Annotated in this window: 10 protein-coding genes; all 10 read left to right on the top strand. The window is 29.7% G+C overall.

Annotation, left to right across the window (positions count from 1 at the left end; all coding sequences use genetic code 11):
• The first annotated feature begins 67 nt into the window (after positions 1–67).
• Entirely contained in the window at positions 68–493 is a 426-nt protein-coding gene (locus J7M87_RS01150) for a flavodoxin (RefSeq protein ID WP_291647850.1), read from the top strand.
• Between the two features lie 173 nt (positions 494–666).
• On the top strand, positions 667–4,179 hold the full coding sequence (gene nifJ / locus J7M87_RS01145; protein ID WP_291647848.1) for a pyruvate:ferredoxin (flavodoxin) oxidoreductase: 3,513 nt from the start codon (positions 667–669) through the stop codon (positions 4,177–4,179).
• A 145-nt stretch (positions 4,180–4,324) separates the two neighbouring features.
• Positions 4,325–4,663: a DUF1292 domain-containing protein gene (locus tag J7M87_RS01140; protein WP_291647846.1), complete on the top strand. Its 339-nt coding sequence runs from the start codon at positions 4,325–4,327 to the stop codon at positions 4,661–4,663.
• A 262-nt stretch (positions 4,664–4,925) separates the two neighbouring features.
• Entirely contained in the window at positions 4,926–5,750 is an 825-nt protein-coding gene (locus J7M87_RS01135; RefSeq protein ID WP_291647844.1) for a PHP domain-containing protein, read from the top strand.
• Positions 5,751–5,764: 14 nt separating this feature from the next.
• Positions 5,765–6,958, top strand: coding sequence for a pyridoxal phosphate-dependent aminotransferase (locus J7M87_RS01130; protein WP_291647842.1), 1,194 nt, complete (start codon positions 5,765–5,767; stop codon positions 6,956–6,958).
• 177 nt (positions 6,959–7,135) lie between these two features.
• Complete coding sequence (locus tag J7M87_RS01125) at positions 7,136–7,774, top strand: HAD-IB family hydrolase (RefSeq protein ID WP_291647840.1); 639 nt, start codon at positions 7,136–7,138, stop codon at positions 7,772–7,774.
• A 15-nt stretch (positions 7,775–7,789) separates the two neighbouring features.
• On the top strand, positions 7,790–8,602 hold the full coding sequence (locus tag J7M87_RS01120; protein ID WP_291647838.1) for an aminotransferase class IV: 813 nt from the start codon (positions 7,790–7,792) through the stop codon (positions 8,600–8,602).
• 114 nt (positions 8,603–8,716) lie between these two features.
• Positions 8,717–10,486, top strand: a complete 1,770-nt coding sequence (locus J7M87_RS01115; RefSeq protein WP_291647836.1) for a flagellar assembly protein A — start codon at positions 8,717–8,719, stop codon at positions 10,484–10,486.
• Between the two features lie 7 nt (positions 10,487–10,493).
• Positions 10,494–10,946, top strand: coding sequence for a chemotaxis protein CheW (locus J7M87_RS01110; protein ID WP_291647834.1), 453 nt, complete (start codon positions 10,494–10,496; stop codon positions 10,944–10,946).
• Positions 10,943–11,443 (top strand): chemotaxis protein CheD, encoded by a 501-nt coding sequence (locus J7M87_RS01105; protein WP_291647832.1) that lies wholly within the window; start codon positions 10,943–10,945, stop codon positions 11,441–11,443. The genes J7M87_RS01110 and J7M87_RS01105 overlap by 4 nt, the downstream gene beginning before the upstream one ends.
• Positions 11,444–11,445: the final 2 nt, after the last annotated feature.

Below are 11,445 nucleotides of genomic sequence, written 5' to 3'. Positions count from 1 at the left end.
TAAAAATACAGGTAATATATATCCAGCAATGTGACTTAATTTAGTCAAAGGATGAGGTGATGTAATTATGAAGAAAATTTCTATTATCTATTGGAGCAATGGAGGAAACGTAGAAGTTCTTGCAAATTCAATTGCAGAAGGTGCTAAGTGTGCCAATGCAGATGTAAATATAAAATATGTTTATGATGCAACAGTTGAAGATGTAACAGAAGTCGATGCAGTAGCTTTCGGAAGCCCATCAATGGATAATAATAGAATTGAACAACATGAAATGGAACCATTTATCAACCAATTCAAATTATTACCGAACAAACAAAAGAAGATAGTATTATTTGGATCATATGGATGGGATGATGGAAAGTTCATGGTTGATTGGGTTCAACGTATGAATGATTACGACTTTAATGTTGTAGGACACATCGCCGTTAAGGAATCACCAAGCGAAGAAGAATTATTAAAAGCAAAAGAACTTGGTGAGGAATTAACTAAATAAATTCTTTGAGGGGGTAAAGACTCAGGTAAGTACCTTAGGGGTTAGGTACGGAGACGTAATTAAGCGATTGAATCTTTTCTTACCAATAATTTATTTCTATTGAATACAGTATTAAATTTCTGTATTTAGCGTATTTATAAAATTTTATATATAAGGAAGAGAGGTCAAACACGATGAGAAAAATGAAAACTATGGATGGTAATACGGCTGCGGCTCATATATCATATGCGTTCACAGAAGTAGCTGCTATTTTCCCAATTACACCATCATCACCAATGGCTGAGCACGTTGATGAATGGGTAGCACAAGGAAGACACAACATATTCGGACAACCTGTTAAGGTTATGGAAATGCAATCAGAAGCAGGAGCAGCTGGTGCAGTTCATGGATCTTTACAAGCAGGTGCATTAACAACAACATATACAGCATCACAAGGTTTATTATTAATGATTCCAAATATGTACAAGATTGCTGGGGAAATGCTTCCAACAGTATTCCATGTATCAGCAAGAGCTTTAGCAACATCTTCATTAAGTATATTTGGAGACCATCAAGACGTTATGGCTGCAAGACAAACTGGTTTTGCAATGCTTGCAGAAGGATCAGTTCAAGAAGTTATGGATTTATCAGCAGTAGCTCACTTAACTTCAATAAAAACTAGAATACCATTTATGAACTTCTTTGATGGATTCAGAACTTCACACGAAATTCAAAAAATAGAAGTTTTAGAATATGATGAATTAGCTAAATTAGTTGATCATGATGCTTTAGATGCTTTCAGAAAGAGAGCTTTAAATCCAAATCATCCAGTAACAAGAGGTACTGCACAAAATCCTGATATATACTTCCAAACTAGAGAGTCAGTAAATAGATTCTACGAAGATATTCCAGAAGTTGTAGAAAGCTACATGGCTGAAATAACTAAGTTAACAGGAAGAGAATATCACTGCTTCGACTATTATGGAGCTCCAGATGCAGATAGAGTAATAATTACAATGGGTTCATCAACTGATGTTGCTGAAGAAACTGTTGACTACTTAAATGCAAAAGGAGAAAAGGTTGGGGTTGTTAAAGTAAGACTTTACAGACCATTCTCAACAGAAAGATTATTAAAGGTTATACCAGCTACAGTAAAATCTATAGCTGTTTTAGATAGAACAAAAGAACCAGGTTCAATCGGTGAACCATTATACTTAGATGTTAAGAGTGCATTCTATGGAAGAGAAAATGCTCCAGTTATAGTTGGAGGAAGATATGGACTAGGTTCAAAAGATCCAAATCCAGCACATATAGCTTCTGTATATGCTAACTTATTATCAGAAAATCCAAAAGATGGATTTACAATTGGAATTGTTGACGACGTAACTAATACTTCATTAGAAGTAGTTGGTGATATCGATGCTACTCCAGAAGGAACTAAAGCATGTAAGTTCTGGGGATTAGGATCAGATGGTACAGTTGGTGCTAATAAGAGTGCTATTAAGATCATTGGAGACCATACAGATATGTATGCTCAAGGATATTTCTCTTATGATTCAAAGAAATCTGGTGGTATAACAGTATCTCACTTAAGATTTGGTAAGAAACAAATTAAGTCACCATATTTAGTTGACAAAGCTGATTTCGTAGCATGTCACAACCAAGCTTACGTTTACAAGTATGACGTATTAGAAGGATTAAAGAAAAATGGTAAGTTCTTATTAAATACAATCTGGACTCCAGAAGAAGTTAATGAAAAATTACCAGCATCAATGAAGAAATTCATAGCAGAAAACAACATTGATTTCTATACTTTAAATGCTGTTAAGATAGCACAAGAAATTGGTCTTGGTGGAAGAATCAACATGATAATGCAAGCTGCATTCTTTAAGATTGCTAACATCATTCCAGTTGAAGATGCTGTTAAATACTTAAAAGACGCTGTAGTTAAGTCATACGGTAAAAAAGGTGAAAAAGTTGTTAATATGAACTATGCTGCTATAGACAAGGGTGTTGAGTCTATAGTTAAAATAGAAGTTCCAGCAGATTGGAAAGATGCTGTTGAAGAAGTTAAGGAAGATAAGAATGAAGTTCCAGCTTTCATCAAGAACATAGTAGAACCAATCAATGCTCAAAAAGGATTTGACCTTCCAGTTTCAGCATTTGATGGAATGGAAGATGGTACATTTATGGCAGGTACTGCTGCATATGAAAAGAGAGGTATAGCTATCAATGTTCCAGAATGGCAACAAGATAAATGTATCCAATGTAACCAATGTGCATATGTATGTCCACATGCTGTTATAAGACCATTCTTATTAAATGAAAATGAAAAAGAAAATGCGCCAGAATCAATGAAAATTGTTCCTGCAAAGGCATTAAAGACAGAAGAACCAACATTCTATACAATTGGAGTTACTCCATTAGATTGTACAGGCTGTGGAAACTGTGCTCAAGTATGTCCAGCACCAGGTAAAGCATTAATAATGAAACCAATGGACACTCAAGAAGAACAAATCGAAGCTTGGGATTATGCAGTTAAAGATGTTACACCTAAGAAGAACCCAATGAACAAGAATACAGTTAAGGGTAGCCAATTTGAACAACCATTATTTGAGTTCTCAGGAGCTTGTGCTGGTTGTGGAGAAACTCCATATGCTAAGCTTGTAACTCAATTATTTGGTGATAGAATGATGATAGCTAATGCTACTGGATGTTCATCAATTTGGGGTGGATCAGTTCCTGCAACTCCATATACAGTAAATAATGAAGGACATGGTCCAGCTTGGGCTAACTCATTATTCGAAGATAATGCTGAATTTGGATTAGGTATGTACTTAGGAGTTAAGGCTATAAGAGAAAGAATAGCTGATAACATGAAGAAGGCTTTAGAAATAGAAACTTCAGAAGATGTTAAAGCTGTGCTTCAAGACTGGTTAGATCACATGAACAGTGGAGAAGGAACTAGAGATAGAGCTAACAGAGTTCTTGCTACTTTAGAAAATGTTGATGCTGATTATGCAAGAGAAATTTTAAAGGATAAGGAATTCCTAGTTAAGAGATCTCAATGGATATTCGGAGGAGACGGATGGGCATATGACATCGGATACGGTGGATTAGACCATGTTCTTGCTTCAGGAGAAGACGTAAATGTTCTTGTATTTGATACAGAAATATACTCAAATACTGGTGGACAATCTTCAAAATCAACTCCAACTGCTGCAATAGCTAAGTTTGCTGCATCAGGAAAGAGAACTAAGAAGAAAGACCTAGGAATGATGGCTATGACATATGGATATGTATATGTAGCTCAAATTTCTATGGGAGCTGACAAGAACCAAACTCTTAAAGCAATAGCTGAAGCAGAAGCTTATGATGGTCCATCATTAATCATTGCTTATGCTCCATGTATAAGCCATGGTATTAAGAATGGTATGGCTAATAGCCAAGACGAAGCTAAGAAAGCTGTTGAATGCGGATATTGGGGATTATATAGATATAATCCAAGCTTAATTGGAACTAAGAATCCATTCTCATTAGATTCTAAGGAACCAAAAGCTGATTTCAGAGAATTCTTAATGGGTGAAGTAAGATACGCATCACTTGCTAAGGCATTCCCAGAAGCAGCTGACGCTTTATTCGAAAAGACAGAAAAGGATGCTATGGAAAGATTAGCAAACTATAAGAGATTAGCAGAACAACAATAATTTTTATAGGTGAGGAGCTATAAAGCTCCTCATTTTTTATATTATTAACAAAAAAATAAAAATAATTTAATATTTTTCTTTTAATTTTTACTAATTAAGGGTAGAATTAAATAGAATCATAATCTATTGAAGGAGGATTATTTTAATGGATAACGAAAAGAAATGTGGATGCAACGAAGAAGAAAAGGCATGTGGATGCGGTCACGATCATGAACATGAACATGAACATCATGAAGGATGTGGTTGTGGAGAAGATCATCACGAACATTTTGTTGTAGACTTAGAAGATGATAATGGAAATGTTATTTCATGTCCAATTATAGATGCTTTTGAATTTGAAGAAAATGAGTATATTTTAGCTCAAGATCCAAATGAAGATTCAGTTTACTTATTTAGATCAAATGAAGATGGGGAATTAATAATTCCAGAAGAAGAAGAATTTGATAGAGTATCAAAGTTCTATAGCGAAGATTTAGCTGAGTAATAATAAAAGAAGTGCCAAATTTGGCACTTCTTTTATTTATAAGAAAATACAAAAGTTTTGAATTATTTTAGATATTATAATATGATTTTAGGGAATTCTATTTTGATAATAGACTTATTTCACATTTTTCTATTTTAGGAAACAAGTGAATAATATAATTTATTAAAAGGTGAAATAGGCAATAATATGTTAACTTTTTAATTGTCATTTTATATTAATAATGATATATTTTAAATATATACTTAAGAAATAAGGTGTTAAAATGAACTATGCAGATTTACATATTCATTCAAATTATTCAGATGGTAGTATGACACCAGAAGAAATTGTGGATAAAGCAAAAAGTCTAGGGGTGAAAAGTATTTCTATAACAGATCATGACTCAATAGCTTCACAATATATAGTTGAAAATAATTATAATGACATAAATATTATATCTGGAATAGAACTAAGTACTGAATATGATGATTTAGAAATTCATATATTAGGATATTTTATTGATATAAAAGATAAATCTTTAAACGAAACTGTAAATAAATTAAATAAAGCAAGAATAGAAAGAATAGAAGAAATTCTTTTTAAGTTAAATAAGAATAATATTCATTTAACATTAGATGAGCTAGCTATTGATTTAAATTCTACAGTAATTGGAAGAAGTCATGTTGCTAATGCTATGGTGAAAAAAGGATATTTTGATAGTTATAAAGCTGCTTTTACTAATTTTTTAGTTAAAGGAAAGCCTGCATATGTTAAAGGTTTCAAAATTAATTATAAAGATGCTATACAAGTTGTAAATAATTCAGGTGGAATTGCAGTTTTAGCTCATCCGGGTCAGATATATAAAGGATTAGCAATTGAGAACATAATTAAGGATCTTAAATTTTATGGTCTAAGAGGTGTAGAAGTATATCATCCTAGCCATAGTAGAGAACAAACTAACAGTTTCTATAATATATGTAAGAAATATAAATTATTTATAACTGGTGGAAGCGATTATCATGGTAAAGAATGTTATAATGAAAATTTAATAGGAAGCTATGGGATAAATGAAGCTTTACTAAATAAATTGATAAATTATAAAAAGTAAATGGGGGTATCAAAATGGATTTATCTAATAAAGCAATGAAAATTAATCCATCAATAACATTAGAAATTACAGCAAAAGCAAAAGGATTAAAAGAATTAGGAATCGATGTAGTAAGTTTTGGGGCAGGAGAGCCAGATTTTAATACTCCAGAAAATATAATAGAATCTGCTATAAAAGCTATGAATGATGGAAAAACCAAATATACTCCTACGAGTGGTATTTTAGATTTAAGAAAATCTATTTGTAATAAATTAAAAAAAGATAACGAATTAAATTATGCTGTAGATCAGATAGTAGTATCTACAGGAGCTAAGCAAAGTTTGGCAAACACCTTTTTATCTATACTAAACGAAGGTGATGAAGTAATAATACCTACGCCTTATTGGGTAAGCTATCCAGAACTAGTAAAGTTAGCTGGTGGTGTACCGATATTTGTAAATACAAATAAGGAAAATGATTATAAATATTCAGTAAAAGAACTTAGAAATTTAATTACAAGTAAAACAAAAGCTATATTGGTCAACAGTCCCAATAATCCTACAGGGAGTATATATACAAGAGAAGAACTAACTGAAATTGCAAAGCTAGCTAAGGAGTATGATTTATTAATAGTATCAGATGAAATATATGAAAAATTAATATATGATAATGAAAAACATATTAGTATAGCATCTATATCAAAAGATTCTTATGAAAGAACCATAGTTATTAATGGGTTATCAAAAGCATATGCAATGACAGGATGGAGAATAGGATATTCAGCATCTAGTAAGGAAATTGCTAAGTTAATGAGTAGTGTTCAAAGTCATGTTACATCAAATATAAACTCTATATCTCAATATGCTGCAATTGAAGCATTAAATGGACCACAAGATAGCATAAAGATAATGATAAAAGAATTTGAAAAAAGAAGAAATTATATGATTAATAGAATTAATAAAATTCAGGGTTTATCAATTATAAGGCCTAAAGGTGCTTTTTATATAATGGTATGTATAGAAAAGTATTTCGGTAAGGAATTTAATGGAGATATAATTAATTCATCTTTAGATTTTTCAAAAAGTTTATTAAACGAAGAAAATGTTGCAGTAATACCAGGAATTGCCTTTGGATTAGATAATTATATAAGATTATCTTATGCAACATCGATGGAAATAATTGAAGAGGGATTAAATAGATTAGAAAAATATTTAAAAAAATTAGTTTAATAGATGGAAAATATAAATATTACTACACTAATCCTGTGGTAATATTTTTTTATATAAAATAATAATTATTATAAATATAATATTATTTTATATTTAAGTCTATTCAGATACTAATTTGTTTAACTATAGCAAATTATAGTATATAATTAATAATGAATTAGCTTAGGAGGAATGATAATGGATAAATTAGCAATATTTGATGTAGACTATACTATAACTAAAAAAGAAACCTTAATGCAATTATATAAATATGTTATTAAAAAAGATATAAGAAATATTAAATTTCTTCCAAGAGCTTTATATAGTGGAATTATGTATTCTATAAAAGTTTATGATGAAAAGAGAGTAAAGGAGAGCTTTCTTAAATTTATAGATGGTATAGATGAAAATGATTTAGCTATATTAGTAAAAAATTTCTATAGTGATGTTTTAGAGAATATATTATATAAAGATGCTATAAAAATGATGAAAAATTTAAAAAGTCAAGGGTATAAAGTATATTTAATATCTGCATCTCCAGAATTTTATTTAAGAGAGTTTTACGCTATAAAAGAAGTAGATATGGTTATAGGAACAAAGTTTACTATAGATAGCGGTAAGTTTATAAGAAAAATGGAAGGTGCAAATTGTAAAGGTGAAGAAAAAGTAAGAAGGCTTAATGAAGTTCTAGAAAAGGAAAATATCAAAGTTGATTTTAAAAATTCTTATATGTTTTCTGATTCCTTATCAGATAAGCCGTTATTAGATTTAGTTGGAAATGCTTATTTAATAAATTATAAAAAGAAAAATAGTTTTGAAGTGTTAAGATGGAAATAAAGGGAGGAATTACTTATGGAAGCTATTTCAAAATATTATTTAGAAGATGGACATTTAGAGGGGATAGATAATTATACAAGTGATTCAACAGAAAAAGATAGAATCATATATGAAGTTATACGAGTTATAGATAGAGTTCCATTATTTTATGAAGAGCATATAAAGAGATTAGAATCATCTTTTAGGTTGATGGAAAAAACATTTTCTTATAAATATGATAAAATAAAAGATTATCTAGTAAGATTAATCGAAGCAAATAATATAGAGTGTGGAAATATTAAACTTACATTTGATATACAAAGTGATACTATGAAAGTTTTTAGTGTTAAGCATAGTTATCCAAATAAAGATATGTATAAAAATGGGGTAGCAACTATACTTTATCATGGAGAAAGAACAAATCCAAATGCAAAGGTAATTGATAGTAACTTTAGACAAAAAGTAACAGACGAAATTAATAAAGCAAGTGCTTTTGAAGCAATACTTGTAAACTCAAATGGATTTATAACTGAAGGAAGTAAGTCAAATATATTTATGATTAAAGAAGATACATTATATACTTCTCCATTAGAGGATGTTTTACCAGGAGTTACAAGAGGAAGGATTATATCATTAGCTAAAAGCTTAGGTATAAGTTTTGAAGAAAAAAAGATAAATTTTGAGCAGTTAGAAAATATTGATGCAATGTTTATATCGGGCACATCACCTAAAATATTACCAATTTCTAAAGTTGATAATATTAATTTTAATGTTGAAAATAAAGTAATGCAAAAATTAATTAAAAGCTTCGATGAAGAAATAAAAATATACGTTAATAAATTTAGATAAAATAATCATTTTTTATATTTTTAAGAGATTTGTGTATATTCAAAAAAATTTAAATTATGATATTATTAAACTGGTAATTTAATTACCATATTTATGTAAAAGGGGTGCGGGGGTATGGGAGAGAATTATGAGAAAATCAATAACATTGATGGAAGTATTTATGTTAAGGATAAGAAAATAATAATTAAAAATCCAGTTGGAAATGGGAAATATGCAAGCATTTCGCCGCCTTTAAATGGGGAACTATATATAAATGGAGAAAAAGTAACTAATCAGTCTAGTGTAAAAGAGGAAGATGTTGTAGAGTTTAAAGAGTTTAAAGAAAAAGGACAACGTCTTATTGATGTAAGATTTAACGATGATAAAACAGAAGCTTATATTTCAATTACTTATAAGAAGGAATTAATTTATTATTTAAAAGATTCAAATGAAAGTAATATTCTATCATTAGATGTAGAAATAGAAGATGGAATAGAGCCGCCAATAATAACGGAATCTGAGTTAGTTACTGAATTGAAAGATAAGGGTATATCTTATGGTATAGATAATGATGCTTTAAAAAAGATAGTGTCTAACAGAAATATTGAAAATAAATTGATAGCACAGGGTGTAAAGGCGAAACCTCCTATTGAAGACCAAATAAAGGTGTTTTTTAAATCAAATAATAAATTAGAAATAGATAAAAATACAGAAAAAGTAGATTATAGGGATTTTAATTCTATAACAAGTGTTAAAGCTAACGAAGTTTTAGCCGAGATTATAAAAGGAGAGAATGGTGTTGATGGAAAAAATGTTTTTTCACAACAAATACCAGGGAAGGCCAAGAAAAAAAGTAATTTTTCGGCGGGACAAGGATGTAAGATAAAAGATAATTTAATAATTTCAACTATTGCTGGAAGACCATATTTTAGTAAAAATACTATAAATGTTGAACCTATATATGTATTAAATGATGACGTTAAAATTTCAACAGGAAATATTAGATTTCCATCAAGTGTACAAATAAATGGTAAGATAACTGAAGGTATGAAAGTTACTGCAGGTGGCAGCCTTGATGTAAAAGATGGAGTATTTAATGGGTTAGTTGATGCAAAAGATACATCTAAAATTATGGGGAATATAGTTGATTCTGTAGTTGAAGTTGGAGGAACAGATTTAATTAAAGAAAAGAGAGTTAAAACATTAAAAGAGGTTAAAGAAGATTTAGAATCTTTGTTGAAAAGCTCTATATATCTAAAAGATAATAATTTGATTAATAAAAATATAACAGATGGAATGATAATTAAGTTGCTTATTGAGACAAAATATAAAAATATTCCTAAAGCATGTATTAAGATAATTTCTAATTCTATGCAAGATAATTGCTATGACTCTACTGTTGTAAAGTTAGTTAAGGGAAAACTTATGGGAGCAGCTCCTAGCACTATAAAAGATATTAATGAAATAGAAGATATAATTTATGAAATAGCTAAGGAGTTAGAAGATTTAGAAAAGGATGTTATAACAACAGCAGATCTAACAATTGAGTATGCTCAAGAATCTGAAATAAGTGTTACAGGAGATATAAATATAATGGGAAAAGGACTATTCACTAGTCAATTGAATTCATCTGGTAATATTAATTTTTATCTTAAGTCTTCTGTCTGTAGAGGGGGTCACTTGAAGGCAGGAAAATTAATTGAGGCTTCAATAGTAGGAAGTGATTCAGGCGTATTTACAAAGTTAGAGGTAGATAAAAAAGGAGAGATAAATGTAGATGTTGCATATCACAACACTATTTTTATTATAGGAAATAAAAAATATATCTTAGAAAAGCCATCTAAAAATGTACATGCATATATAGATAAGGATGGTAGTTTAATTGTAGATAAATTACTTCTATAGGAGGAAAATGGAAATGAAGGAGATAAAAATTTTAGTTTTTAAACTAGGTCATGAATTCTATGCTACTGATATAATGGAAGTAGAGAGAATTTTAGGTTATGAGCAACCGACAATTTTACCAGATTCACCAAGTTTTTTAGATGGTGTAATTAACTATGAAAATGGAGTTTTACCTATTATAAATCTTGTAAATAAATTTAAATTAAAATTAGAAAATAGTTTAGACAAGAAAATAATAGTTGTAAAAAGAGATACAGGGAAATTTGGAATATCAGTAGATAGTGTTAGTGAAGTTCTAAGTATATTTGATGAGGAAATAAATAATCCAGAGAGTCTTTCAACTTTAATATCAAAGAAATATATAAAAGGGTTAATAAAGAAAAATGATAGTATAATTATAATGTTAGATTTAGAAAAAATATTAACATTAGAAGAAGAAGAGAGTATTTTTCAGGGGTGACAAAATTGGAAGATAAAAAAGAGGTTAGAGTTGGCATAGCTGATGGAGCTATTGTATCTGCCCCAGATAAACTAATAACTATGGGACTTGGATCATGTGTTGGAATAGCCTTATATGATAAAGAAAAAAAAATCGCAGGACTTGTTCACATAATGTTGCCAGATAGTACACAATTCAAGAATATATTAAATCCTTTTAAATATGCAGATTTAGGAGTTCAAACTTTACTAGAAAAAATGCTATCTCTTGGATGTAGAAAAGATAATATTGTAGCTAAGATTGCAGGTGGAGCATCAATGTTTAATTTCCCTGATAAAAAGATAATTAGTGATGTAGGGAAAAGAAATAGTGTTGCTGCAATTGAAGCTATAAAAAAAATATCTATTCCGATAATAGGAGAAGATATAGGAGGAAACAAAGGAAGAACTATGATTTTAGAAAGTGAAGATGGTGCAGTTACAATTAAGAGTATTGGGAATAGTCTAAAAAGACTATAGGG

It is taken from the genome of Clostridium sp., from assembly GCF_017888565.1.
Taxonomy (GTDB): Bacteria; Bacillota; Clostridia; order Clostridiales; family Clostridiaceae; genus Clostridium.
Note: the sequence above shows the minus strand (reverse complement) of the source record. Positions and strands in the feature narration are given on the sequence as shown.

Excerpts from the sequence above, each read along its gene's own strand:
- J7M87_RS01150 (WP_291647850.1), top strand. The coding sequence starts at position 68 with ATGAAGAAAATTTCTATTATCTATTGGAGCAATGGAGGAAACGTAGAA.
- nifJ (WP_291647848.1), top strand. The coding sequence starts at position 667 with ATGAGAAAAATGAAAACTATGGATGGTAATACGGCTGCGGCTCATATA.
- J7M87_RS01140 (WP_291647846.1), top strand. The coding sequence starts at position 4,325 with ATGGATAACGAAAAGAAATGTGGATGCAACGAAGAAGAAAAGGCATGT.
- J7M87_RS01135 (WP_291647844.1), top strand. The coding sequence starts at position 4,926 with ATGAACTATGCAGATTTACATATTCATTCAAATTATTCAGATGGTAGT.
- J7M87_RS01130 (WP_291647842.1), top strand. The coding sequence starts at position 5,765 with ATGGATTTATCTAATAAAGCAATGAAAATTAATCCATCAATAACATTA.
- J7M87_RS01125 (WP_291647840.1), top strand. The coding sequence starts at position 7,136 with ATGGATAAATTAGCAATATTTGATGTAGACTATACTATAACTAAAAAA.
- J7M87_RS01120 (WP_291647838.1), top strand. The coding sequence starts at position 7,790 with ATGGAAGCTATTTCAAAATATTATTTAGAAGATGGACATTTAGAGGGG.
- J7M87_RS01115 (WP_291647836.1), top strand. The coding sequence starts at position 8,717 with ATGGGAGAGAATTATGAGAAAATCAATAACATTGATGGAAGTATTTAT.
- J7M87_RS01110 (WP_291647834.1), top strand. The coding sequence starts at position 10,494 with ATGGAAATGAAGGAGATAAAAATTTTAGTTTTTAAACTAGGTCATGAA.